Here is a 24455-nt window from a genome sequence, read left to right as displayed (position 1 = left end):
CAGAAGACTTAGTTAAAGCGTGAAATTATATATGATCGTAACATTGCCGTTTTGATGAACCTCGATTCGCTTGACCAAAAGCAACACCAATTCACGATCCAACTTATCGAATGACGTCAGCTTGGCGATGTCGGGAAGCTTGATCTTCGGGTTTCGCGACAGCTTGTTCAGCCGTTGCCGCGTCTCGTACAGCTCCTTGTCCAGCCGTTCCAGCGCTTCGTGATAACGCTCCTTGTTCCATTCCCCGTCCAACCATTTGTCCTCCGCCGCGTTTTTCCGCTGCTCCAGTTTGGCTATCCTTTTCTGCAAAGCGTCGATTTCCTGCGCTGCCCGTTGCGCCTCGTTTCTCGCCTCATTCTGCATATCCTCCAGCAGCTTCTTACGATCGACATGCTCTCCGACGAACTTCTTAAGGTCGTCCAAAATCAGATCTTCCAGCAGCTTCTCGCGGATCGGGTGGCGGGAGCAGTGGTGTGCGCCGCGCTTCTGATACAAGCCGCAAATGTAATGCGTGTTCCCGTAATGTCGCTTGACGCAGTACAGGCCGTGACCGCAGTCAGCGCAGAAGAGCAGGTATGAAAACAAATTTGGTTTGCCCGACACTTTACGGAACGAGCGGCGATGAATCAGGTTTTGCACCGCCTGGAACTGCTCCCGCGAAATGAGCGGCGGATGGTTGTCCTTGAGAATCACATGCTCCTCTTTCGGCGTCCGTTTTCGCTTCATACTACCCAGCGCCGAGACGTGCTGCCGCTGAGCCACCAAGTTCCCGACGTACACCGCATTTTTCAAAATAAGCTGGATCGATGTTTGGTGCCAGTAGGGGGAAGCGTTTTTCCTTCCCTGAATTTGCGCGGGCGATGGTATGCCTTCGTCTGTGAGCAAATTGGCGATAGCCTGAAAGCCAAGCTTTACTTCCAGATGCAAGTCGAAAATGCGCTGAACGACGCGGGGCGTATCATCGTCGGCTGGCACAAGCGCCTTGCCGACTTTCGTGTAACCGTACGGTGCGAAGGAGCCGGTAAACTCTCCACGCTTCGCCCGAGCCCGTTCAGCCATCCGAATCCAATCGGACGTTGTTTGGCTGGACATCTGATAGACCATCGAGTACATCGCCAGCTTGCTTTGCCAGTCCGGATATTCCGTATCGATGCCCTCAGAGAGCGCCACAAAGCGCAAGCCCTTTTCCACCAATTGCGGGACAATCGTATTCAGTTCGCCGATGCTACGGCCGAAGCGGCTGAGCGACTTGACGAGAATGACGTGAAACTTGCGCGCCATCGCGTCTTTCACAAGCCTTTGAAATTCAATCCGCTTTTTGAAGCTGGACTGCCTTTCGCTGTAGGTATCGAACAGCACCCAGCCGTTGCGCCGGATGTAATCGTTCAATCCCTCCTCCTGATTGATGAGCGAGGAATCCTGCTCCTCGAAAACGGTCGATACGCGAACATACGTCGCTACATACATCTCGTTCCCTCCCGTACGCTGATCGCCGGAATACCCGGCTTTTGCGAGCTTGGTTGAGGGAACTTTCAAACCATTCAGGCAGTGCCCATTATAACTCATCCCGCATCACCTTTACAGTGTTTTTGCAGCCATATCCGCAGCACGACGGAAAGATGCCATTCCCCTTCAAACCGGCGCTCCACCACAATTTTTCTACGTTCCATGATTTCTCCCCATCCTTTATTCGAGTGATCAAAATATGACAAAACAAAAAGAAGGCCCCGCCAAGTGAGCCTTCAGAAAGAAACAACTATCGCTGTTATTAGCCTAAACGCATCAAACATCCGCAGACGAAAAGAAAGAAGACCCGAGCACCATGCCCGGATCTTGACTCAATGCCATTGTTTTTTCAATTCTTCAATCTCTGCTTCGGAAAAACCGGTTACTTCAGCAATTTCCGCAGTGCTCATGCCTTTTCGCAATAAGTTCATTGCAACTGCAGTCCTGCCTCTTTCTTCGCCCCGCGTTTCCGCATAATCCAGTGCGGATTGCTCGTCAAGCTGCGCTTTTTTGCGCATTTCGTACAGCGCCCGCATTTCCTTGTCCTGACTCAGAAACTCCAACGTCGTCATCGCTTTCTTAAGTCCAGGCATATCCATCGCCAGTTCCTCCCATTGTTCCTTGGATGCGCCGCTGATGAAGGTCATCCACCTTGCCAAACGGTCGTCCAATTGCCCGCCTATCGCGCTGTGTGCGCCGCTGTACGGCGAAATCGAAAGCTGGGGGAGGGCATTGAGTACTCTTATCGACAGTAACATGGTAACAGAAAAATAGTGACATCCGCAAACTCTGACTGAAAGGTGTCGCAAGAGGAAACTGGCGCTTATATCGCTTACCCCGCATGTGGGATATAAGTCTGGCTGGCGGCAATTCCGGCAGTTCAAACACGGCGCGCGATCTCGGCGTTTTCAGGCATTCCGAATTTCTCTCAGATTTTCTCTCAGTCTTCCTCTCGAAACTTCACCGACAGTTTCACCGAAAGGTTCACCGCTTGATAGAGGCGGGAAACGGACTTGCGCGTTTCCGTTTTCCGATCCATGAAACAGCATGTTTTCCTCGGACAGGAGGAAGACGGGAAAATTCATCCCATGTCGCTGTTTCATCTTTCACATTCGTCCAACTGCCGTGAAGCGGTCCTCCCGCCTGAAATTCATCATACATTATAAACCAAACGTTCGGCAGCGGCTTGCCGAGCAGCGCTCCTTCGACGAGATTTCGCCAGAGGCGGCATAGTCGCAACATGCGATGAGAATTGGCCGTCAACACCAGCACATGAATGCGCTTGACGTTTTCTTCACCCCATAGTTGATGTAGAACTTCACCGTAATCGAGAAACTGATCCTGCATCCGCCAAATGATAGATGCCGCCGTATCGACCTCCAAGTGAAACACGGTTCGTTCGCCGCCGCGCCAAATATAAGTGCCCGCTGCGCTAGGCATCAGCCTGAGCTTTCTTTTGCCTGACTTTTCATCCCATAGGGCATAACTCTCCGCTGCATTAGCAGTCCCTCGCCACTCCGCCAGACCTTCGTTTTTTTCCTCGCTGCTCCAGGCGATCAGTTGCGTAACAAATTCGTTTATATAATACGTGCGTTCCGATCCCATGATCCGATTCTTCCACAAGCGCGGTTGAAATGGCTGATCGGTGAGAAGAGCGGTTTGAAGAGCGCCTTCGAAGGTCAGCGTATACGCACGATGATTCTGACCGAGAAACCCAAGTCCAACATCGTGAACCCAGCCCTGTTTACGCAACCGGCTGATCATGTTGTAGACGGTACGAAGGTTATAGTTGAGCAGAATCGACAATTGTTCGGCATTCATCTGAAAATACTGGTACAAGGCAATTGCAACTTCCTTTTGCGATTCCGGCAAGGGGCGGTTCATTGCTTTAGCAACCTCCTTTCACAACAAATTGTTGGATGAGAATCTTGTTGAAAACGAAAAAAAAAGGCGGGAGTTCGTCCCGACCTTTCTATACAAATTCTTTGGGCTATCGCTCACAGACCGATTCGTAAGGCTTTCGACATCATTATCAGGTGAAGATTCATTCGCATGCTATCGGTATTAACATGTTTTCCGTCTCAAGAGTCCACTCACTTCCCCACCAAAATGTAACATTTTTCTCTACTGTCTGGACTGTCGTATTAGCCATTCAATTCCGTTGGATCGATAGGATTTAGACATTTCAACTGCTCTATATTCTTGAAATCATCAATATCATTAGTGATCAGCACAGCACTCTGAATCAATGCTGTAGCGGCCACACAAGCATCTGCTAATTTCAAATTTTTATCGGTCTCTTTTTTTCTTGCTGCCCTCAGATCGGCTGCAACGCGAGAAATCTGCTCATTCACTTCCACTATTTTGCCTATGCTAAGCAATTGATCAAACACTCGACGTTTTTCATTGTCAAGATTAGAATATGAATAGATCTCAATGTAAGTCACAGCAGAATAATACATGTCAGTTTCTTGCTGTTCAAGTAACTGAGTCAAGTATCGCACTGCACTGGGAACACCCGCAACAACATAAAGCCAGATATTTGTATCAATGACGACTTTGTTTCTACTCATCTCGATCCTCTTCAGCCTTTCGTGAACGTAAAACTTCTCGCATGAAAGGATCTGTTAACGGGATTTTACCTGCCACTCGTTTTATGATTTCGGTTTTATTAAGTGTCGGTAATGCAATGATGGCTTTGCCTTCAGAGAATTGAATCTCCACTTCATCATTCGTTGATGCATGTAAGCCTTCCATCAAGAAATCCCTTAATGACGTAATATCGTTTAATGGCATTTTCGTTACTTCTCCACTGTTCATGTACGTTCACTTCCCTTCCTAATTGAGGGTCTCTTTATGTTGAGTCACTACGTTTAGTATACACTACAGATTATATTTTTTCATGTGGCAATCGGGGATGCTTGCTCCAGATATTTTACCTGGCAAAGTGGGTCAAAATAAATCCGGCATTGACACTTAACAAATTCATCATCCGCTTATTAAATGAAAAAAGAGCTGCGTATCATGCCCGGATCTCCTAATTCCGTTGCTTTTTCAATCCAGTAATTTCTGCTTCGGAAAAGCCGGTTGCTTCAGTAATTTCTTCTGTGCTCATGCTGCCTTTTCTCAGCAAGTTCATTGCTACTTCGCTCCGACCGCGTGTTTCCGCATAATCCAGCGCGGATTGCTCGTCAAGCTGCGCCGTCTTGCGCATCTCGTATAGCGCCCGCATTTCCTTGTCCTGACTCAAAAACAACGTCGTCATCGCTTTCTTATGTCCTGGCGTATCCATCGCCAATTCCTCCTATCGTACTCTTTGAAAAAAAGACATTGGCAGAAGGAACGCTATTGCCCGCTTGTCGCGCCACGTTCGCCGCTGTGCGGTGAGATCGACGGAAGTCCCCGTCAATGAACCTGAAACGCTAACTTTTGCCAAAATAGCGGGCAGAAGCCCCAGTGAACGGAAGTCATTGATGTCATATTAGAGCGGTGATCATCAATACAGTTTTTATGAGGAAGCCGCAAACAAAAGACCGGCAGCAGGTCTATTGCGTGCGGCTTCTCTTTGCCCATGGTTTGAAAGTTCCCATTATCCGGTAAAATGTATTGACACTATGCACTCCACATGTTCAGGCTGCTGTTCGTGCTGCTGGCGGCGCCGCCGCTGCTCCGCTTCGCGCTTGCCAAACGGATTGCGGCCAAAGGCTGAAAGGGCGGTCGGCGGAGGAGATTGCCGGACACGATGCCGGAGAATGGACAGCCGGCGGTCATTGACTGAATATGAATCGTTCAGTCTTTATTTCCGGCCGTCTGCCGCAGGTAACGCTCAATGAGAAGCAGCGCGTTGTCCGCTTGCTTGGAGTCGGCCCGAATGCCGACGACCATGCTCTCCTTGATCAGCGGCAGCGCTTCGGCGTAAGCGCTGCCGCTTACATCAATGCCGTACACCTTCTCGCCCGTATCGTCGTTAGCGGCTCCTTTGACGGCCGTTTGTTCCGTCAACAGCCCTTTGAGGCGGCCTTCCGCCGCGGCGTCGAGATTGAGCAGCACACCGTTCCGGACGAACCAATCGAAGGTGGCCCGATCGAGCACATAGACGTCCGGCTTCTCCGTCGCCAGTTGGACGATAACCTTCTGCTGCATGGCGATGTCAATCTGGCTTTGAGCTTCCAGATTGAGGCTGAGCAAATCGAACTCAACCCGCCGCCACTCCGGCATCTGGCCGAGAACCGCCTCTTCGATCTTCGCCGTATCGCCCGTTCCTTCCGGCAAATAAAACCGGCCGATGAAGGTTCCAGTCAAATCGGCCGGCGGCAGGGCCGCTAACCGGGCTTGCTCGGCACGTTGGTCCATATAGGCCGAAATGCCGTATAGGACCAGCAGGACGGCGGCGATCGCCCCGATTACGTGCCATTTATAATACCGGATAAAATGGTCCAGCCTCTCGGCCGGGCCGGCAAACCGCTTATATTTACCGTACTGCTCCTGTTGAAGGGCGGAAACGATTTTGCGGTCTTCCCGCTCCGTAATCAAACGGTAAGCGCGATTGATCGAGCTGAAGTCATCGTCGGCTTCTTCCGTTTCCTTGCGCATTTGGCGGGCTCGAGCCTGCCGCAGAAGCATTTCGTATCGTTTCTCGACGTCCGCTTTGGATGCGTTCTCAGGCAGTCCAAGCGTCTCATACGCCCGTTTGATCTCGTCTTCCATGCTGCGTTCACCTCAATCTAAGTATACGTGTTCCGAAAGGCGCGCGTAAACCGCGCTTTCGTCACGGCGTCTGTTTCATATCCCGCGGCAGCGTTATGGTGAACGTCGTGCCTCCGTGCAGCCGGCTTTGCACGTCAATCCGGCCGTTGTGGTTATCGATGATCTTGTAGCTGACCATCAGGCCCAGGCCGGTTCCGTTCTCTTTGGTCGTGAAGAACGGTTCCCCCAGTCGTTGCAGCTTATTCTCTGGAATGCCGAGGCCTTCATCGGCAATCGTGACGGCGACCCGTTCGGAATCGGCTGCCATTCCGATCGTCAGCCTGCCTCCTTGCGGCATCGCCTCGATCCCGTTCTTGACGAGGTTCAGAAGCACCTGCTTGATCTGGTTGTCGTCGCAGTAAACGAACACCGTTTCGCTCATCGGCAGGACGACGATTTCCACGTTCTTCAATATCGCCTGCGGCTGCATCAATGAAACGACCTGCTCGACGATCGTCGACACACGTTTTCTTACGAATTGGACGGTTTGCGGTTTCGACAGCACGAGCAGCTCGCTTAAAATTTGTTCGATGCGGTTCAGCTCGCCGTTCATGATCGATACATAAGCCTCGCGCTTCGATTGGTTGGCGCCGCCCGTCTTCAGCAGCTGCAGGAATCCCTTGAGCGAAGTCAGCGGATTCCGGATCTCATGCGCGATGCCTGCGGCGAGTTGTCCGGCCGCGGCAAGCTTCTCGGACCGGACGATCAGTTCGTCGGATTTCATCCGTTCGGTTTTATCGGTGAAGGTGATGAGGGTTCCGATCGTTCGTTCCCCGTCGATGACGGGACGCACCTTGTATTCGGCGGGGAATGTCGTGCCGTCCTTGCGGCGGAAAATATCGTCCCGAGAGCCCGCGGCGTCTTTTTCCGCCGCAACCGTATAACCCCCGTTCCGTTCGGCCGCCAACAATCCGTCTTTGGGATCGGGCGATGAAACGAGATCAAGCAAATGGTGACCGCTCAGCTCTTCCCCGGAATAGCCGGTCAGCTTCTCCGCCGCCGCATTCCAGTAAAGGGTCCGCGCAGTTGCGTCGATTCCGTATACGCCCTCATACACGGAGTCGAGCACGTGGTTCAGATGCGCGCGAAGATGGGCCGATTCACGTTCGGCCTCTCTAAGCTCGGTTATATCCGACGCATGCAGCAGGAAGCGGCGTGCGGAGGCGCCGGCAGCGTCCGCAGGGGCGCCGCTCTCGGCAATCCGGATGCGAATATGCCGTTGTTCGCCGGCCGGCGGCGCATACAGGCAATCGAGCGTCACGCCGCCTGAATGCCGGTTACGGCCAAGCTCCCGCGTCGCTTCGTATGCTCCGGGAAACATCTCGAACGCGGTATGCCTGTCCAATTCATGAGCCTCGAAGCCGACCATGCGATAGAACGAACGATTCGCAAGGAGCCAGCGGCCGGACGAATCGATGACCGCTTTGCCGAAGAAATCCGCGAAGAACGCGTCTTTATAGTACTGAAATTCACCATTTTCCTCGGACTTCATCCAGAATCTCCCTGTCATCGTTTTTCTCTATTATCTATCAGGAGACATCCGTTTTCAACGGAAAAAAAAGACACCCGGGCCGGCGGACGAGGTCCGTACGGAAACGGGCGCCTTATGTGTAGGACAGACCTGCACGACGGTCAATCATACTGCTCGCGAAGGAAAAGAAGCGTAAGGTTGCCGTTGTCTTTGTCATTAAGCTGCTGCTCGTCCTCATCGTTTTCCCAGCACTGCAGGCATTTCAGCTCGGTGTCGCATTGTTCCGCCTGGTTGCAGTAATAACAGTAGCGCATATAGTTTTGGGTGATGATGTCCGTTTTCAGATCCGTCATGATAATCCCCTCCGTGAGTAAATGTCTTTATGCTTTCATTGTACAAATGAACGGCGCATCCGGTATGTGATCGTTTTCACATGCAAGCGGCGGTTTCTATTCCGCTTCAGGGCGCGAAACCCCATATCGGGGCACACGCGCTTGTCACCGATGATCGACGTCCTGATGGATCCAGCGCATGAAATAGCGGTACACGGCCAGATTGAGCGCATAAGCGGCAAAATAACTCGGCAGCGAATAAGCCAGCTGCCAGCCCCGATAGTGGAAAACGCCCGTCAACACAGACAACCATTCCAGAAACAAGGTCGCCGATGCGCACAGGATCAGATACGGCACGATGCGCCATCCCAGCGGAGCGAGCCGTTTGTAGATCTGGATGACCAGCAGGCCGGCAGGCGGATACACAAGCGCGTAGAGGAAAACGTCAAACCATTCGTATTGCGGATGATCGTTGATGTCATACAGATTCCAAGGTTTCTCGGCGACCATGAAATCGACCGTCTGCGCCAGAAATACGTTAAACAGCCAGATGCCGAACCAGACCACGACCGGCATGCGGACAGGCTTGACGAGCACGGCCGACCAGCAGGTGAGGCTGGCGCATATGACAAACCATTCGTTGGAGTCAAATCGGGTCGGCGTGTACAGGATCATGGCGCGGAGGCTCCTTTGCGCAGCATTTGCCGGATGCCGGCCAGTACGGACAACAGGATGACGATGATCACGGAATGGCGAATGAGCGAATAGGCGGCAATCCAGCGATGCTGCACCAGCCACCCGGCCCAAAAGAGAATGTAGTCGAATAAAGTCATAAGGCCGACGAAGAGCGGGATCGTGACGATTTTGACCGGTTTGGACGCCCGGCCGGATAGGATCGCCGCGGACCACAGCAGCGCCGCCGGGTAAAGCGTAAAACCGTAAAGTCTACAGCTCCAGACGGCGAATGGGCCCGGCGCGATCTCCAGCATGCGAAGATTAAGGGACAGGACGGTGAAAAGCTGCTCGAACAGAATAACGGAAACCCAATAGCCGCAAGCGATCAGAATCGGATGAAGCCTGCGCCGCAGTGGAATGACGGACAACAGGGCGGCCGCGTAGACGAGCATTATTCCGGCAAACGTAACCATGGATGCACATCCATTTCCGTAATCGGCATTTGATAGTAGTATGCAGACGATTTCAACCGGCTATTCGGAGCCGGACAGACTACCCTGGAACCGGAACGATCGGGTATCCACTTGTGCCGCGTTTGGGTTAAAATGGGAGGTAGCATTTACAGCGGACTGAGGCCGGGGGAGGAGCAACGATGTCGTTCATTTATAAAATGCGCTGGTTTTTCCGCGCGCGGCGGCTGATTTATACGGTCGCTGTCCTGCTGATGGTCGTTACCACCTTGCTGAATACGATCGCTCCCCGCTTGATCGGGGGCGTCATCGACAGCATCCGTGACGGCACGCTGACCGAAGCAAGCCTGTCGAAGACGGTGCGGCTGCTGATCGGCCTGGCGGTCGCGGTGTATGTTACTTTCTACACCTGGGCCAACCTGCTGTTCGGCAGTGCCGTTCTGCTGGAGAAAAAGCTGCGGGACGTGCTGCTGCGCCATTGGGTGCGCATGCCGCCGTCCTTTTTCCAACGCAACCGGTCGGGTGAGCTGATGGCCTTGGCGACGAACGATACGCAGGCGATCAGCAATACGGCGGGCTTCGGCGTGCTGACGCTCGTCAATACGGTGGCCGCCACGACGATCGTCGTCATCTCCATGATCCTGTTCGTCAGCTTCAAGCTGATGCTGGCCGCGCTGCTGCCGCTTCCGCTGCTGGCGCTGGCCATCAACCGGCTCGGCCGGACGATGCGCCGCCGTTTTCTGGATGCCCAGGAATCGTTCGGCCGGATGAACGACCATGTGCTCGAATCGATTTCCGGCATGCGGGTGCTCCGCTCCTATGTGCAGGAGGAAAAGGACATCGAGGCGTTTGACCGGGTTACTGCCGACGTGATGGAGAAGAACATCCGGGTGAGCTTCGTAAATGCGCTTTTTCAGCCGGCGATTTCGACGATCGTCGGGCTCAGCTTTGCGATCGGCATCGGCTACGGGTCTTATCTGGTATTCCGCAGCGAAATCTCGCTGGGACAGCTTGTCACCTTCAACATGTATTTGGGGCTGCTGATCTGGCCGATGATCGCGTTCGGCGAATTCATCAACATTCTGCAGAGAGGCACGGCTTCGGCGGACCGGATTCAGGCGAACCTCGATCAGCAGCCGGATGTGAAGGAGCCCGATGCGCCGGTTGACGTGGAAACGCCGGATTCGATTGCATTTCGGGACTTCTCGTTCCGCTATCCGGAGGCGCCGGAGGACAGCCTGCGCGGTATCGACCTTGCGATTGCGCGCGGCGAGACGATCGGCATCGTCGGCAAAACCGGCTCGGGCAAAAGCACCTTGCTGAGGCAGCTGCTGCGGCTGTACCCGGCGCCCGCGAACCGGCTGCTCGTTTCCGGCGTCGGCATCGAGCGGATACCGCTAGCCCGGCTGCGCGGATGGATCGGTTACGTGCCCCAGGAGCATATGCTGCTGTCGCGTTCGATCGGGGACAATATACGGCTCGGCAAGCCGGACGCCTCCCATGAAGAGATTGCCCGGGCGATAGAGGATGCGTCGCTCGCCCGGGACATCGAAGCGATGAAGGACGGAGCCGATACGCTGATCGGCGAGAACGGCGTCATGCTCTCCGGCGGCCAGAAGCAGCGGGCGGGTATCGCGCGGGCGCTGATCGCCGATCCCGAAGTGCTTCTGCTGGACGACGCCCTGTCCGCGGTCGATGCCCGCACGGAGCACGCGATCGTGCAGCGGCTGCTCGACAAGCGCCGGGGACGGACCACGCTGATCGCCACCCACCGCTTGTCGGCCGTTCAGCATGCGAACCGGATCGTCGTGCTGGACGACGGCCGCATTGCGGAGCAAGGTACGCACGAGGAGCTGATGCGGCAGGGCGGATGGTATAAGCGGCAGTACGACCGGCAGACCATCGAGCAAAGCTTGTTGGACGGGGCCGGCAAGGAGGGGGGCGCGCTATGAACGGATCGGGCTCCGTCGGCAGGCGGCTTTTTCGTTACATGCTGCTGTTCAAGGGACGGATTATCGCGGCGCTGATTGTGCTGGTGCTCGGCATGGCCGCCCAGCTCGCCGGTCCGTTGATCGCGAAGCAAATCATAGACGTGCATATCCTTGCCGTGGAGAAGCCGTGGTATGAGCTGAAGCCGGAGTCGGTTCCGGCGGATGTCCGATCCGTGCCGTTCGGGGGACTGGCATATGTGCGGAGCGACTGGGCGAAGCCTGACGAGCTGCAGGGCGCGGCGGAAGCGGAATTGACGCAGTCGGGCACCGCCTTCACGCTGAAGAGTCCGGCCGTGGGAGAAGTCGTGCTCGGAGCGGAGGACGTGGCGGCCTTTTACCGGCATGATGTTCAGCCCGTTATGCTGCTGGTCGGGCTCATCGTGCTGCTGGCGCTTGCGGCCAGCGCGCTCAACTTCACGCAGAGCTATATGCTGCAATCGGCGGCGCAGCGGATCGTGCAGCGGATTCGGATGGACGTGTTCCGCCATATTCACCGGCTGCCCGTCCGCTTTTTCGACAATACGCCGGTCGGGCAGGTCGTCTCCCGCATCGCCAACGATACGGAGAACATCAAGGAGCTGTACATGAGCTTCATGGCGACCTTCGTCGTCAGCGGACTGAATATTGTCGGCGTATTCGGCGCGCTGCTTTTCCTCGATTGGCGGATGGCGCTGCTTAGCCTTGGCCTGCTGCCGATCTATGCGGGAATAATCGTGCTGCACCTGAAGTATTCGCGCAAATATGTCGCCGTGATCCGGGCCCGGCTTGCCGAGATGAACGCCACTTTGAACGAAACGATCGGCGTCATGACGATGATCCAGGCGTTCCGCCGCGAGCAGGCGCTGGTGGGCGAGTTCGAGGCGATCAATGAAGACCGGTACCGGAATCAGATTGCGCAGTTCCGCATTTTCTCGTTCTCGGGGCGCAACGCGGTGTACTTCTGCGGCCGGATTTTCATCGCGGTCATCATCTGGTATTTCGGCAGCGAATCGCTTGCGTCGGCGATTTCCTTCGGCGTATTCTATGCGTTTGTCGATTACATGGGCCGGATTTTCGAGCCGATTATCGGCATCTTCGACCAGCTGATGAACGCGCAGCGCGCGGTCGTTTCCGCTGAGCGCGTCTTTGCGCTCATGGAGGAGGAAGGGATGGAAGCGGCGCCCGATTCGAGCGTGGCGCGGCGCCCCGAGGGGCACGTTGTCTTCGACGGCGTGACATTCGGCTACAAGCCGGGGGAACCGGTATTGCGATCGGTAAGCTTCGAAGCGAGACGGGGAGAGACGGTGGCGCTCGTCGGCCATACGGGCTCGGGCAAAAGCTCGATCATGAACCTGCTGCTCGGCTTTTACGAGCCGGAAGCGGGGACGATCCGGATCGACGGCAGGGACATCGGCGGTTTATCGAAGCAGTCGCTCCGAAGCCATATGGGCATCGTGCTGCAGGATCCTTTTCTGTTCACCGGGGATATCCGGTTTAACGTCAGCCTGCACGATACGGGGATGACCGACGGGCAGGTGCGGCGGGCGCTGCGCGAGGTGGGCGCCGCGGATTTCGTGGACCGCCTGCCCGGCGGCCTTCACGAGCCGGTTGTGGAGCGCGGCGGCACGCTGTCGGCGGGCCAGCGGCAGCTCATCTCGTTCGCGCGGGCGCTCGCGTACGATCCGGCCGTGCTCATCCTCGACGAGGCGACTTCGAGCATCGACAGCGAAACGGAGTCGGTCATCCGGCATGCGCTGGACGTGCTGCGCAGCGGACGGACGACGTTCATCATCGCGCACCGGCTGTCGACGATCAAGGAGGCCGACCTCATCCTTGTGCTGCACAAAGGAGAAATCGTCGAGCGCGGCACCCATGACGAGCTGATGGCGCGGCAGGGGCGGTACTACCGGATGTACCAGCTGCAAAGCGCGGGGTAGGAAACGGCGCCATGCGTACCCGCTGTGATTAAGAAAGCGATAGACTGCATCCTTGCCAGGGAACGATTCTCCCTTCTCGCTTTCCAGCAAACGGAACAGTTCTTGTGATGAAACAACATCGCCGTCATCGGGTTTGGAGTCCCGGGGCTTTCCTGACTTCCGCATCAAATTTCATTCACGGTCGGGCAAATTGTCGGTGTAGCTGTTCGACATCCGCAGCAGCTCCAGCGCCCGCTCGAATTGCTGCCTGGTCGTGTCGCGCTGCAGCGTTGCCGGCTGCCCGCCGGACAGCGGGTACACCTGGCCGTCCTCATAGCGGCTGCCCGGCACATACAGGACGCGGTCGTTGATGAACGAGCCCGACGGCAGATAGTAGCGGATCGGCAGCAGATTGGATGAAGCGTTCAACAAATCCTGTCCGAACGTTACGGTATCGTCCAGCGGCACGCCGGCCAGATTGGCGACGGTCGGCATGATGTCGCTCTGGCCGCCGAGCTGCGGCAGCACCTGCGGCTCCAAGGCGCCGGGGGCCAGCACGATCAGCGGGATGTTCAGCATGTCGGTGTAATCGTACGGCCGCCCCAGCAGCCCCTCGAGCAGCTTCTTGTCCTCTTTGGTAAGCGAATAGATCGGCATGCCCATATGATCGCCGTAAATGACGATCAGACTGCGCTCCCACAGGCCGGACGCCTTCAGCCGGTCGACGAACTGGCCCAGCGCGAAATCGGCGTAATTCTGGGAACGAATGTAATCGCCGACGAAGGTGTCTTTGAAGCGTTCGGGCAGCCGCATTTTGTTCTTGCGCGGCGGCAGGTTGAACGGATGATGCCCCGACATCGATACGAGAGTCGCATAGAACCGGGTGCCCTGCGCGTCGAAGCGGGCCAGCTCCTCCGCCGTCTTCCGGTAAAGCACTTCGTCGGAGGCGCCGAAATAGACCAAATCCTCATCCTTGAAAAAGGCGCTGTCGTAATAACGGTTAAATCCCAACGCCCGATACAGTTGATCGCGATTCCAGAAATTGACGTCGTTCGTATGGAACGTCATCGTTTCGTAGCCCTTTGCCTCCAAAAGCTTCGGCAGACTCGGCAGCGCCTTGCCCGCGTATACCGCCGAAGCGGCTCCGGCCTGCGGCGTAAAAAGCGAAGTGTTCACCGTGTATTCGGCGTCCGACGTATTGCCGGCGCCGACCTGCTGATAGAAGCGGGGGAAATACAGGCCCTCCCGCTTCAGACGGTTCAGGACCGGGGTGACTTCCCGGCCGTCGACGCGCAAATCAAGCATGATGTTCTGAAACGCTTCCAGCTGTACGAAGATGATGTTTCTGCCCTCGGCCGCGCCCCGGCCGACCGGATAGGCCGCCGGCCTTATGCCTTTCAGCCGCAGGACCGCTTCCCGCGTCACCGTATCCGGATCGACCGTTTCCTTCGTTCCGGAAGCAAGAAACGTATATACTTCATAATTGATGACGCCCATTCGCTCGGCCTGCTTCAGTTCGTTCACGATGCCGCGGTTGGGCAGCACCTGCGCCAGACTGACGGCCAGCATGGCGGCGGCAAGGACGCCGAAGGAGGCGCGATGGCCGATGCCGGTCCGGCCGGCCTCCGCCGCCCACCGGCGAAAGCGCTTGTTCCACAGCCACAGCCCGGCGATCGCGAGCAGGTCGACGAAAATAAGCAGGAAGTAAGGGTACAGCAGCTGGAACACGCTTCCTTTGACCTCGGTCACTTGGCCGACCTGCGCCAGGGCGTGGTAGGTGACGATGATTCCGAAATATTTGTAATACATGATGACCGCAAAATAAACGCAGGTGTAGATCAGATCGACGGTCCAATAGGCCGCCAGCTTCCGTTTTGAAGCGACCGCTTCGATCAGGCCAAAGGCGAGCCATACCGAAGGCAGGGACGACAGCAAAGGGTTAAAGCCGGCGCTGCCGAAAACGACGGCCGACGTCATATAAAATTTGGCGGCCATCAACAAGGTGAACACCGCAAAAGGGCGGCTTAGTGCGTATCGCAAACGTGCGGTCATCCTCTTTCCCCCAACATCGATCTCAAACGCTATTCCCCATCATAACGCATCCCGGGACACTCTTCCACTATCTGCCCGCAACCGATCGCCCGAAAGTGTCCCTCGTCCGTTATCACGCCAAGCGGAACGGTTAAAGAACAGTATTGCGGGGAAGCGCCGCTTATTCGGATGCCCGTTCGCCGGTCTCGTGATATACTGACTTTCGAGAGCGCTTGCGGCGGGCGCAAGCGCTGCCGCCGGCGGCGTTGGAAAGGAGCTTGCGCCTATGTTGACGGCGGCAGACAATCGATATAAGGAAGTTGAACCGGTATGAAGGAGCAGCGGCAGCGTTTCCGGCGCTTCCGCCGGCTGCGGCAGCACCTCAAGCCCAGCGCCCGGCCGGGCTGGCGGGAGTATTTGTATCTGGGCGGCATGGCGATCGCTTTCTTGCTGTTTATACTGGGTGAGCTTGTCTGGCTGCCGGATCCGGTCCGGCTGCCGGGGGGCCCCCGCTGGATAGACATGCTGAACCTGCTCGTTTACCTGCTTGCCGCGGCCCCCGCCATGTGGGCGATTTCCGCATGGGCCTGCGTCGACGCGGCGCTGCGTTCGCGGCGCAAGCTGAGGGGGGCGGCGCGCAGCTTCGCCGTGCTGCTGCTGTCGCTGGGGGCGGTTGCCGCGATCGCCGCGTTTCGACCGGAGCCCGTACGGCTCTCGGTGACCGCGGGCTTGTTCGGGGCCGCCTGGCTGGCGGTTTTCCTCGACCTGGCCTATACGGAGCGGCATCTGTCGAGGCGCTCCCGTCTCACCATGTCGGCCTTCGGCGTCACCGTCATTTTGCTCGGGCTGCTGTTCTGGCCGACGAATTACATGGTCACGTATCCGGGCTTGACGGTCGACATGAGCCGGTATGCCCGGGCGGCCGGCGGCACGGTGAAGGGAAGCATCGACGGGGTGCTCGTCTTCGAGCGCCCCGCTTTCCCCGCCGATTTCCTGTACGCCAGGCTGTTCCCGCACTACCGCTTCGAGCGGATTGAAGAGCTCGGCATGCCGCTCGCCGAGTATGACCAGCTGGTGCGCACGATGAAGACGGATGCCGATGCCGCCGGAAGCGCGATCGCTTTTCAGCGGACAGGCTCGGGCTTGGGCATCGTTGCCCAAGGCGTGCGGATTACGGCCATCGAGAAGGGAAGCCCGGCTTCGGGCGCGCTGCGCGCCGGCGACATCATCACCGGCCTGTCGGGCACGCCGGTGCTGTCGATCGTCGACCTGACGGACAGGATGATGAACGTATCGCCCGGCGTCAGCCTCGCGGTCACCGTCATGCGGGACGGGCGGGAGGTGACGCTCGCCGTAAGGACAAGGGCGGACAAGGAGCAGCCTGCCCGCGCGGTGTTCGGCATCCGCATTCAGAACGTGCTCGTGCCGGACGTGGCGGGAGAAGTGAAATTCCGTAAATACCTTGCGCATGAGGGAGGGCCTTCCCATGGCGCCATGCTGGCGCTGGCTCTTATCGACCAACTGACGCCCGGCGGCGTGACGAACGGGCTGCGGGTAGCGGGCACCGGCACGATCGGTCCGGACGGCGTCGTCGGTCCCGTCGGCGGGGTGGAGCAGAAGGCTTACACGGTATACCGTTCCGGAGCGGACGTGTTTTTTGTTCCGAAAGGGCTGGAGGACGAAGCGCGGCTTGGGGCGCCGCGGCTGAAGGTGGTGCCGGTCGAGACGCTCGACGACATTTTGAATTGGCTCAAAAAAGGAGCATAATCCCGAAAAAGGTTTGCGTTCCGCGAAAAACGCGTGTAACCGGTCGGTTCCGCGTTTTTTCATTTTTCGTCCGCTGCATTACAATATAGGGCGATAGGGCCTAAGCCGAGGAGGAAGCTGACGTCATGAGCCTGTTATCCCGCTTGCCGTTGAAGCAAAGAACCGCAATCGAACCGCACCGAAGGTTGTCCCGCGAAGCGGCGACGACCATTACGATCCACTCGCTGTTTCAATTCGGCGCCTCCATGGCGGGTTTGTTCCTGAACTTGTACTTATGGCGGCTGACGGAGGATCTGGTCATTAACGGCATTTACAACATGATCGTGTACGTCATGACGCCGATTGCGTTCGCGGCCGGGGGCTGGATCGCCAAACGGAAGGATCGGATGGTCACGTACCGGCTCGGCATTTTGCTGATGGCGTTATTCTATTTGCTCGTTGTGCTGATGCAGGAAAATGTGGCGAAGTATTACTTGCCCTTCTCGGTCTTGAACGGCTTCTCGGCCGGGATGTACTGGATGGGCTACCTCGTGCTCATGTACGACGTGTCGACGGACGGCAACCGGATCCGCTTTCTCGCCTTGAACATGGTGTTTTTCAACGCGGCCGGACTGGCCGGGCCCGCGCTGGCGGGCTTCATCATCGGGAACAGCGAGGGGCTGCGGGGCTACACGATTACGTTTGCGCTTTCATTCGTCATGTTCTGCATCGCGGCGTTCGTCAGCCTGCGCATTCCGGCGATCAGGACGCGCCATAAGGCGTATTACCTGAATTTGATGGTCATTCTGATGCGCAAAAACCGGGTCTGGCTCAGGTCGTTGTGCAGCTTTTTCGTGCTGGGACTTCTGCAGGGCATCATGCTGTTTCTTCCCACGATTCTGCTGTACCGGACGGTGGGCCGGGAGGACATGGTCGGCTATCTGGGCGTCTTTTTCTCCGGGGTGCTGATCGCTTCGGGGTATGTCATTTCGCGCGTGGCCCAAGAGGGACGGGCGCGCCGCTATATTCTGGCCTCGTCCACCGGCATCGCGGCCGGGGCGGCTTTTCTGCTGTTCGATGTCCGCTTGTGGACGGTGGCGGTGTTTATGATCCTGTTCTCGATATTTAATCCGCTGGCGATCAACACGTTAAACTCGGACTACTACAAGATGATCGGCGTGCTTCCGTTGAAGGGGCAGCTGCGCAACGAGGCCGTCGTCGTGCGGGAATGCTTTCTGAATGCGGGCCGGGTGCTGTCGATCGCGCTGCTGCTCGTGTTCGCCGCAGACCTGGAACCCGGCCGGCTGGCTTATGTGCTGCTCGGCGCTTCGGTGCTGCAATACGGCATCTTCTGGCTGCTCGGCGGCAGGGACGGGGAGGCGGAGCGGATCCGAAGGAAGCAAAATATCAGTTCCGGCGGAGTCCGCGGCGAACGAAACGGATAATGGCGGCTGAACGGAAAACGGGGAGCGTGAGAGCGGTTGGAGGGTCGAAGGTTGCTGAGGACGCATATGAAGCGGTATGCCGGTTATTATCTGCTGGCCTTTTTGCTGCTCGGCTCGGCCAATGTCGTATACGCCTGGTTTCCGAAGGTGCTGGGCGAATTCACCGACCTGCTGCAGCGCGGCGCGCTGACACGGGAAGGGGTGCGGGATCACGCCGTTCGGCTAATGGCGATCGGCATCGCCTACGGCGTCCTGTTCGGGGCGGGCCAATACATCAACCACCGGCTCGGCCGCTATTTCGAGTTCTCGGCCCGGGAGCGGCTGTTCGGGCATTTTACGCGATTGAGCGAGGCTTATTTCTCCCGTAACGGCATCGGCAAGCTGCTCAGCTACGTCATGAACGACGTGACCGCGGTGCGGGAAGCAATCGCGAACGGACTGAATCAAATGACGAACGCGTCGGTGCTGCTTGTCTCGACGGTCGCCGTCATGCTGTTTACCGACATTCCGCTTTACCTGCTGGCGTTCAGCATGGTGCCGCTGCTAACGATACCGCTGCTGGTCACCCGCTTCGGCCCGCGCATCAGGCGGCAATCCGAGCAGGTGCAGGAAGCTCTCGCGGCCATGACGGAGTCGGCGGAGGAGCAGTTCGGCGGCATCAAGGTGACCAAAACGTTCGCGGCCGAACCGATCGCGCGCCTGCGGTTCGGCGATACGGTCGAACGGATCCGCAACAACCAGTTGGAGCTGGTCAAGCTGAGCGCCATGTTTCAGGCGGCGCTGCCGTTCGCCGGCGCCGTGTCGCTCGGCATCGCGATGACCTACGGGGGCATTCTGGTCGTGCAAGACAGGCTGTCGCTCGGAGAGTTCGTCGCGCTGACGCTGTATCTTCGGATGATCATGAATCCGCTCCAGCAGATCGGCAACGTCATTAATATTGTCCAGCGCTCGCGCGCGTCCTTGGACCGGTTGAACGGACTGTTTGCCGTCAAGCCCGATATTCGGGAGTGCGACACGGCCGCCCCGCTGCCGCCCGGCGCCGCCGATGTGGAGATCCGCGGATTGACGTTCGCCTATCCGGATTCCGCGAGGCCCGCCCTGGCCGATATCCGTTTGCGGGTTGAGGCGGGGAAGACGGTGGGCGTTGTCGGCATGACGGGCAGCGGCAAGTCGACGCTGGTGAAGCTGCTGCTGCGCGTTTACGATCCGCCCGCCGGCACCGTATTTATCGGCGGCTGTGACATTCGCGGCGCAACGTTCGAAAGCCTCCGGACCTCGATTGCGTATGTGCCTCAGGACGGCTTTCTGTTCAGCACGACGATCGGGGACAACATCGCGTTCTATGAGCGGAGCGCCGATCCGAAGCGCGTGGAGCTCGCGGCCAAGCTCGCGGACATCTACGACAACGTGGCGCAATTCCCCGATCGGTTCGACACGAAGCTCGGGGAGCGCGGGCTGACTTTGTCCGGCGGCCAGCGCCAGCGCACCGGCCTGGCGCGCGGCTTGATCAAGGACGCGCCGATCCTCATTCTGGACGACAGCGTCAGCGCGGTGGATACGGTGACGGAAACGGCCATCATCGACAGCCTGCGCCGGACACGGGCGGGCAAGACGACGATTCTGATCGCGCATCGGATCAGCGCCGTCATGCATGCCGACGAAATCGTCGTCCTGCACGAGGGGCGCGTGGTCGAACGGGGAACACATGGCGAGCTCTTGAAGCGGAGCGGGTACTATGCCTCGCTGTACGCCATACAAGGGGAGGGAGCGTCCTATGGGTGATAAGAAGACGCGGGCGGCAGCGGCGGCTCGGCGGGCTTCGGCGGACGACAGGCGCAGGGCGATCCGCTCGCTGCTCGGCTACGCGAGGCCGCACCGGATGACGTTCCTGGCCGGCTTCCTGTGCACGTTCCTGGCGATCGCGGCCGATTTGCTGCAGCCTTATATCGTCAAGATCGCCATCGACGATGCGATTCCGCTCGGCACGCGCGCAATTCCGCTTCTGATCGGGCTCGGGGCCGCATATCTGTCGCTGGCGGGCGTCGGCTTGTTCTTCACGTATTGGCAGGGCGTCATGATGCAGCGGGCCGGCCAAGGGATCGTCGCGCAGCTGCGCAACGATCTGTTCGGCCACATCTCGGGCCAGTCGATGTCGTTCTTCGACCGCCATCCGATCGGCAGCCTGGTGACGAACGAATCGAGCGACACCGAGACGATCAACCAGTTTTTCACCCAAGTGCTCTTGAGCCTCGTGCGCGACGGGTTGTCGATCGTCATGATCATCGGCTTCATGTTCTATCTGGACGTGACGCTGGCGCTGTACTGCCTGATCCTCTTTCCGGTCATCTTCATCATCGCGGCGCTATACCGTAAAATGCTGCGCAGCGCCTACCAGAAAGCCCGTTCCCAGCTGTCGCGGCTGATCGCCTTCATCGCTGAAAACCTGGCCGGCATGAGCCTGATCCAGACGTACCATCAGGAAAAGGAGCAGATCGGCCGGTTCGCCGAACGCAACGGCCGCTATCTGGGAGACAGCCTGCGCGAGGTCAGGGGGACGATTCTGTTCAACCGCTCGTTCGACTTGCTGGGCAACGTGTCGGTGGCGCTCGTCGTATGGCTCGGCGGCTACGCCGTCCTGGACCGGACGTTCGAGTTCGGCGTGCTGTATGCGTTCATCAGCTATATCCGCCAATTTTTCCAGCCGATCAACCAGATTACGCAGCAGTGGAACACGTTCCAGTCCACGCTCGTATCGATGGACCGCTTATGGCGCATTTTCCGGGTCGAGCCGGAAGTCCGCGATCCCGCCCCCGAGGACACGAAAGAGCTCGGAGCGGACCGGGTCGAAGGCAGGATCGACTTCAACAATATCCGCTTCTCTTACGTGGATGAGCAAGAGGTGCTGCGGGATCTGGATCTTCACATCCGGCCGGGCGAATTCGTCGGCATCGTGGGGACGACCGGGGCGGGGAAAAGCTCGCTCGTAAACCTGTTGGCACGCTTCTACGACGTGAAAAAAGGGAGCATCCGCATCGACGGCGTCGACATCCGCCGGCTGACGCTCGATTCGCTTCACCGCATCGTCGGATTGGTGCAGCAGGAGCCGTTTCTGTACTCGGGCACGGTGCTCGACAACGTCCGGCTGTTCCGGGAGGACATTACGCGGGAGGAGGTCGTGCAGGCGTGCAAGGCGGTGGGCGCTGATGCGATGATCGCACGGCTCAAGCACGGGTATGATACGCGGCTGTCGGAGCGGGGCAGCGGCTTGTCGGCCGGCGAGCGGCAGCTTGTGTCGTTCGCGCGCATTCTCGTCTTCAAGCCGAAAATCCTCATCCTGGACGAAGCGACGGCGAACCTGGATTCCCATACCGAGCGGCTTATCCAGCAGGCGCTCGACCGGGTGTCGCTCGGGCGGACGACGCTCGTCATCGCGCACCGGCTGTCGACGATCATGCATGCCGACCGCATTATCGTGATGCAGCAGGGGCGGATCGTCGAGGAAGGCACGCATGGGCGGCTGCTTGCGGCCGGCGGCTGCTATGCCGAGCTGCACAGCCATTCGTTGCGCAAGGTGCGAGGCGGCGGGATCGGGTAATGGAGGCGGCGCGCGCTGCGGGAAAGTTGCAGGGACTGCTTGAATCGGGCGCTATCCGGGTAAAAAAAGCTTGTATGCGCGGATGCGGCGCGCCCGGCGCGCCGTGTCGGCAGCGAGCGAAAGGAGTGGATGCCGCATGACGCAAGCGAAGAAGATCGCGTTTCTGCTGGCGGACGAATTCGAGGATTCGGAAATGCGCAATCCTTATGAGGAAATGACGAAGAACGGCCACGAGTCGGTCATCATCAGCCTGGAGAAGAACGCGGAGCTGAAGGGGAAAAAGGGGACCGTCGCCTATACGTCCCACCTGGCCGCGAAGGAAGCGAAGGCGAGCGACTACGACGCCGTCATCATTCCGGGCGGCAAGTCGCCCTCCCGTCTGATGAACGACAAGGACGTGCAGGCGTTCGTGAAGCAGGCGGACCGAGCCGGCATCACGATCGCGGCGATCTGCCACGGTCCGCAACTATTGGCGGCGGCGGGGCTGCTGCAAGGACGCACGCTGACGTCCTACCCCGGCATCGCCGACGAGGTGAAGGCGGCCGGCGGACAATTCGTCGACAAGGAGGTTGTCGTCGACCGCAACCTGGTGACGTCGCGCACCCCGGAGGACGAGCCTGCTTTCATCGAGCAGACGCTGAACCGGCTCGGCACGAATGCTTATTGACCGGCCCGCGCGCGTGGAGCCGCGGGTTTCGCACCGGCGCTATTAACGCGAGCCTCTTCCGGCGGGCGTTAATAGCGCCGGATGGATAGCGGCTGTCAGATCAATAGGGGCAGTGCCGCGACAACCGCCGAAGCGCATCGCTTCGGCGGTTGTTTTTGCCATTCGGCGAAGGCGGTGCCCGGGACGGGCCGCTTCTGCTATAATGGAACGGTTAAGACAAGCCGCTCCGCGCGGAGCAAGAACGGCGGCGCGGCAATCGGGGGAGAGGGCAACCGCAATGGCAAGGGAAAGAATCGAAGAGGTCGCGCTTCTGCGCGCGCTCGCGTTTTTCGCGATCGTCATGCAGCACAGCATCGCGGAATATATTTATCGGGCGGATATTTTGCAGCCGGATGCGGTCATGCTGGGCATGCTTTTTCATTTTACCCGCTTCGGCACTCCGGCCTTCGTGTTTCTATCAGGCGTCATCCTGATCTACAATTATTCGGACAAGCTGGCTTACGGCCCTTACCTGCGCAAAAGGTTCAATGATATTCTCGCCCCGTTCCTCGCGTGGACGGTTATTTATTGGGCGACGATCTCAATGGTGATGGACTACTCCTTCGCCGACTTGAACACATGGCGGGAGCTCGGACGGCAGCTGCTGAAGCCGACGTACGGCTATCATTTGTGGTTTATTCCGATGATTTTTCAATTTTATCTGCTGCTGCCTTTGCTGCTGAAGCTGGCTGCTCCGCTGAGAAGGTTTGCGATGGGCGAGCCGGATCGCGCCGTCCGGCGTACCGCGTGGCTGCTCGTGCTCGCGGCCGCGGCGTACGGGGCGCTGATGTGGTTTTCCTATTACAGGGCGGGCGCTTCCGCTTCGGCTGCCGGCGGCTTGTGGGAATGGCTGCTGGTTAACCGCAACATGTGGTTCGTTTTCTATTTCTTTTACTTTATGCTGGGCGCGGTATGCGCATACGGCCTGGCGCGGTTCAGGGAAGCGGCCGTCCGCTCGCTCGTCTGGAACGGGCTGCTGTTCATCGGGCTCTATGTATGGATCGGCTATGAGCTGCTCGGGCTTTCCATGGAGGACATGAAGCTCGGCGCGTCGACCTATTTGCGGCCGGTCACGTTCCTGCTTATCGTGTCGCAGCTGCTGGCCGCATACGGCGCGGTCGTCGTACTCGATCGCCACGGCGGCATGTTCAAAAAATGGCTGGCCTTCATCGGCAAGCATTCGTTCGGCGGCTTTCTCGCCCATGCGTATGTATTGATGTTCGTGTCGTTCTATACGCGGCAGTTTGAGTTGGCCGGCTACCACCTTCCGGCGGCCGTGCTGACGTTCGTCGTCGTGGCCGCCGTCTCGATCGGCTTGTCCAAAGCGGCGAGCCTGCTGCCGTTCGGTTGGCTGCTGGTCGGCGCGCAAGGCAGGCGGCGGCCGAAACGGCCGGCCGGCACGGGCGCTGTCGTCCCGGCGCCCCACAAGGGCACTGGCATCGGCGACAGCAGGTAGCCAAGCAACCCGGAAGGACCGCAAGGGAACGTTTTCCTTTGCGGTCCTTCCGTCCGTCATGCCGATGCGGATGCCGACGCCGACGCGGGTGCGGTGGACGGCGGCGACGGCGGTTCAATGAATCGGCCCGCCCTCGTGCGCCGCGACCGTATAATCGGTGCGGGCATAGGCGATCCCGTCGACCAGCACCGAGTCGGTCGTATACGCGCGGATCGTGCCCGATGGCAAAATCGGCTCGTTGTCCTTCCACACCGAGACGGTGCAGCGTACCCGTACGGCACGGCGGTGTAACGGGAATCATTGCCATTCCGGCACCATCGACAACGGCGACAGGATTCGGCGGAGCGGGTGCGATTTTACCGCAATCTATTTATTTAGCGAACATTTGGG

General features: G+C 58.2%; 21 protein-coding genes. 8 read left to right on the top strand and 13 right to left on the bottom strand.

Going from position 1 to position 24455, the window contains the following annotated elements:
* Positions 1-12: 12 nt before the first annotated feature.
* The 11 genes from RWM61_RS01845 to RWM61_RS01795 all read right to left on the bottom strand — a co-directional run bounded on the left by RWM61_RS01845 (position 13) and on the right by RWM61_RS01795 (position 9203).
* The gene (locus tag RWM61_RS01845; protein WP_313996743.1) at positions 13-1467 is read right to left on the bottom strand and encodes a recombinase family protein; all 1455 of its coding nucleotides are present in this window, start codon (positions 1465-1467) and stop codon (positions 13-15) included.
* Positions 1468-1838: 371 nt separating this feature from the next.
* Positions 1839-2264 (bottom strand): Rpn family recombination-promoting nuclease/putative transposase, encoded by a 426-nt coding sequence (locus RWM61_RS01840; protein ID WP_313996741.1) that lies wholly within the window; start codon positions 2262-2264, stop codon positions 1839-1841.
* Between the two features lie 226 nt (positions 2265-2490).
* Entirely contained in the window at positions 2491-3390 is a 900-nt protein-coding gene (locus tag RWM61_RS01835; RefSeq protein ID WP_313996739.1) for a hypothetical protein, read from the bottom strand.
* A 260-nt stretch (positions 3391-3650) separates the two neighbouring features.
* Positions 3651-4079: a type II toxin-antitoxin system VapC family toxin gene (locus RWM61_RS01830; protein ID WP_313996737.1), complete on the bottom strand. Its 429-nt coding sequence runs from the start codon at positions 4077-4079 to the stop codon at positions 3651-3653.
* Entirely contained in the window at positions 4072-4326 is a 255-nt protein-coding gene (locus tag RWM61_RS01825) for a hypothetical protein (RefSeq protein WP_313996736.1), read from the bottom strand. The genes RWM61_RS01830 and RWM61_RS01825 overlap by 8 nt, the downstream gene beginning before the upstream one ends.
* Positions 4327-4543: 217 nt before the next feature.
* Positions 4544-4798 carry a hypothetical protein gene (locus RWM61_RS01820; RefSeq protein WP_313996734.1) on the bottom strand — a complete coding sequence of 85 codons (255 nt, stop codon included), beginning with the start codon at positions 4796-4798 and terminating at the stop codon, positions 4544-4546.
* A 497-nt stretch (positions 4799-5295) separates the two neighbouring features.
* A complete protein-coding gene (locus tag RWM61_RS01815; RefSeq protein ID WP_313996732.1) occupies positions 5296-6213 on the bottom strand; it encodes a DnaJ domain-containing protein in 918 nt (305 codons plus the stop codon).
* Positions 6214-6274: 61 nt separating this feature from the next.
* Positions 6275-7744, bottom strand: coding sequence for an ATP-binding protein (locus RWM61_RS01810; RefSeq protein ID WP_313996730.1), 1470 nt, complete (start codon positions 7742-7744; stop codon positions 6275-6277).
* Positions 7745-7884: 140 nt separating this feature from the next.
* Complete coding sequence (locus RWM61_RS01805; RefSeq protein WP_313996728.1) at positions 7885-8076, bottom strand: hypothetical protein; 192 nt, start codon at positions 8074-8076, stop codon at positions 7885-7887.
* A gap of 144 nt (positions 8077-8220) precedes the next feature.
* Positions 8221-8730, bottom strand: a complete 510-nt coding sequence (locus RWM61_RS01800; protein ID WP_313996726.1) for a CBO0543 family protein — start codon at positions 8728-8730, stop codon at positions 8221-8223.
* Positions 8727-9203, bottom strand: a complete 477-nt coding sequence (locus tag RWM61_RS01795; protein WP_313996724.1) for a hypothetical protein — start codon at positions 9201-9203, stop codon at positions 8727-8729. Before RWM61_RS01795 ends, RWM61_RS01800 begins: the two co-directional genes overlap by 4 nt.
* Positions 9204-9382: 179 nt before the next feature.
* On the opposite strand from RWM61_RS01795, the gene RWM61_RS01790 reads away from it, so the two are divergent.
* Entirely contained in the window at positions 9383-11152 is a 1770-nt protein-coding gene (locus tag RWM61_RS01790) for an ABC transporter ATP-binding protein (protein WP_313996722.1), read from the top strand.
* Positions 11149-13107, top strand: a complete 1959-nt coding sequence (locus tag RWM61_RS01785; protein WP_313996720.1) for an ABC transporter ATP-binding protein — start codon at positions 11149-11151, stop codon at positions 13105-13107. The genes RWM61_RS01790 and RWM61_RS01785 overlap by 4 nt, the downstream gene beginning before the upstream one ends.
* 171 nt (positions 13108-13278) lie before the next feature.
* On the opposite strand, the gene RWM61_RS01780 is transcribed toward RWM61_RS01785, so the two are convergent.
* Positions 13279-15138, bottom strand: coding sequence for an LTA synthase family protein (locus RWM61_RS01780; RefSeq protein WP_313996718.1), 1860 nt, complete (start codon positions 15136-15138; stop codon positions 13279-13281).
* Positions 15139-15447: 309 nt separating this feature from the next.
* Between RWM61_RS01780 and RWM61_RS01775 the strand changes: the two genes are divergently transcribed.
* From RWM61_RS01775 to RWM61_RS01750, 6 genes are all read left to right on the top strand, one after another.
* On the top strand, positions 15448-16884 hold the full coding sequence (locus tag RWM61_RS01775; RefSeq protein ID WP_313996716.1) for a PDZ domain-containing protein: 1437 nt from the start codon (positions 15448-15450) through the stop codon (positions 16882-16884).
* Positions 16885-17009: 125 nt separating this feature from the next.
* On the top strand, positions 17010-18308 hold the full coding sequence (locus tag RWM61_RS01770; RefSeq protein ID WP_313996714.1) for an MFS transporter: 1299 nt from the start codon (positions 17010-17012) through the stop codon (positions 18306-18308).
* A gap of 36 nt (positions 18309-18344) precedes the next feature.
* Positions 18345-20090 (top strand): ABC transporter ATP-binding protein, encoded by a 1746-nt coding sequence (locus tag RWM61_RS01765; RefSeq protein WP_399537664.1) that lies wholly within the window; start codon positions 18345-18347, stop codon positions 20088-20090.
* On the top strand, positions 20083-21903 hold the full coding sequence (locus RWM61_RS01760) for an ABC transporter ATP-binding protein (RefSeq protein WP_313996712.1): 1821 nt from the start codon (positions 20083-20085) through the stop codon (positions 21901-21903). The genes RWM61_RS01765 and RWM61_RS01760 overlap by 8 nt, the downstream gene beginning before the upstream one ends.
* 136 nt (positions 21904-22039) lie before the next feature.
* Positions 22040-22570, top strand: coding sequence for a type 1 glutamine amidotransferase domain-containing protein (locus tag RWM61_RS01755; RefSeq protein ID WP_313996710.1), 531 nt, complete (start codon positions 22040-22042; stop codon positions 22568-22570).
* Positions 22571-22847: 277 nt separating this feature from the next.
* Positions 22848-24065: an acyltransferase gene (locus tag RWM61_RS01750; RefSeq protein ID WP_313996708.1), complete on the top strand. Its 1218-nt coding sequence runs from the start codon at positions 22848-22850 to the stop codon at positions 24063-24065.
* A gap of 114 nt (positions 24066-24179) precedes the next feature.
* Here RWM61_RS01750 and RWM61_RS01745 read toward each other — a convergent pair whose 3' ends face one another.
* Positions 24180-24317 carry a hypothetical protein gene (locus RWM61_RS01745; protein ID WP_313996706.1) on the bottom strand — a complete coding sequence of 46 codons (138 nt, stop codon included), beginning with the start codon at positions 24315-24317 and terminating at the stop codon, positions 24180-24182.
* Positions 24318-24455: the final 138 nt, after the last annotated feature.

The sequence above is a fragment of the uncultured Paenibacillus sp. genome (genome assembly GCF_963515335.1).
Taxonomy (GTDB): Bacteria; Bacillota; Bacilli; order Paenibacillales; family Paenibacillaceae; genus Paenibacillus_I.
Note: the sequence above shows the minus strand (reverse complement) of the source record. Positions and strands in the feature narration are given on the sequence as shown.

Coding starts and splice junctions, on each gene's coding strand:
- RWM61_RS01845 (WP_313996743.1), bottom strand. CDS start 1,467: ATGTATGTAGCGACGTATGTTCGCGTATCGACCGTTTTCGAGGAGCAG.
- RWM61_RS01840 (WP_313996741.1), bottom strand. CDS start 2,264: ATGTTACTGTCGATAAGAGTACTCAATGCCCTCCCCCAGCTTTCGATT.
- RWM61_RS01835 (WP_313996739.1), bottom strand. CDS start 3,390: ATGAACCGCCCCTTGCCGGAATCGCAAAAGGAAGTTGCAATTGCCTTG.
- RWM61_RS01830 (WP_313996737.1), bottom strand. CDS start 4,079: ATGAGTAGAAACAAAGTCGTCATTGATACAAATATCTGGCTTTATGTT.
- RWM61_RS01825 (WP_313996736.1), bottom strand. CDS start 4,326: ATGAACAGTGGAGAAGTAACGAAAATGCCATTAAACGATATTACGTCA.
- RWM61_RS01820 (WP_313996734.1), bottom strand. CDS start 4,798: ATGGATACGCCAGGACATAAGAAAGCGATGACGACGTTGTTTTTGAGT.
- RWM61_RS01815 (WP_313996732.1), bottom strand. CDS start 6,213: ATGGAAGACGAGATCAAACGGGCGTATGAGACGCTTGGACTGCCTGAG.
- RWM61_RS01810 (WP_313996730.1), bottom strand. CDS start 7,744: ATGAAGTCCGAGGAAAATGGTGAATTTCAGTACTATAAAGACGCGTTC.
- RWM61_RS01805 (WP_313996728.1), bottom strand. CDS start 8,076: ATGACGGATCTGAAAACGGACATCATCACCCAAAACTATATGCGCTAC.
- RWM61_RS01800 (WP_313996726.1), bottom strand. CDS start 8,730: ATGATCCTGTACACGCCGACCCGATTTGACTCCAACGAATGGTTTGTC.
- RWM61_RS01795 (WP_313996724.1), bottom strand. CDS start 9,203: ATGGTTACGTTTGCCGGAATAATGCTCGTCTACGCGGCCGCCCTGTTG.
- RWM61_RS01790 (WP_313996722.1), top strand. CDS start 9,383: ATGTCGTTCATTTATAAAATGCGCTGGTTTTTCCGCGCGCGGCGGCTG.
- RWM61_RS01785 (WP_313996720.1), top strand. CDS start 11,149: ATGAACGGATCGGGCTCCGTCGGCAGGCGGCTTTTTCGTTACATGCTG.
- RWM61_RS01780 (WP_313996718.1), bottom strand. CDS start 15,138: ATGACCGCACGTTTGCGATACGCACTAAGCCGCCCTTTTGCGGTGTTC.
- RWM61_RS01775 (WP_313996716.1), top strand. CDS start 15,448: ATGAAGGAGCAGCGGCAGCGTTTCCGGCGCTTCCGCCGGCTGCGGCAG.
- RWM61_RS01770 (WP_313996714.1), top strand. CDS start 17,010: ATGAGCCTGTTATCCCGCTTGCCGTTGAAGCAAAGAACCGCAATCGAA.
- RWM61_RS01760 (WP_313996712.1), top strand. CDS start 20,083: ATGGGTGATAAGAAGACGCGGGCGGCAGCGGCGGCTCGGCGGGCTTCG.
- RWM61_RS01755 (WP_313996710.1), top strand. CDS start 22,040: ATGACGCAAGCGAAGAAGATCGCGTTTCTGCTGGCGGACGAATTCGAG.
- RWM61_RS01750 (WP_313996708.1), top strand. CDS start 22,848: ATGGCAAGGGAAAGAATCGAAGAGGTCGCGCTTCTGCGCGCGCTCGCG.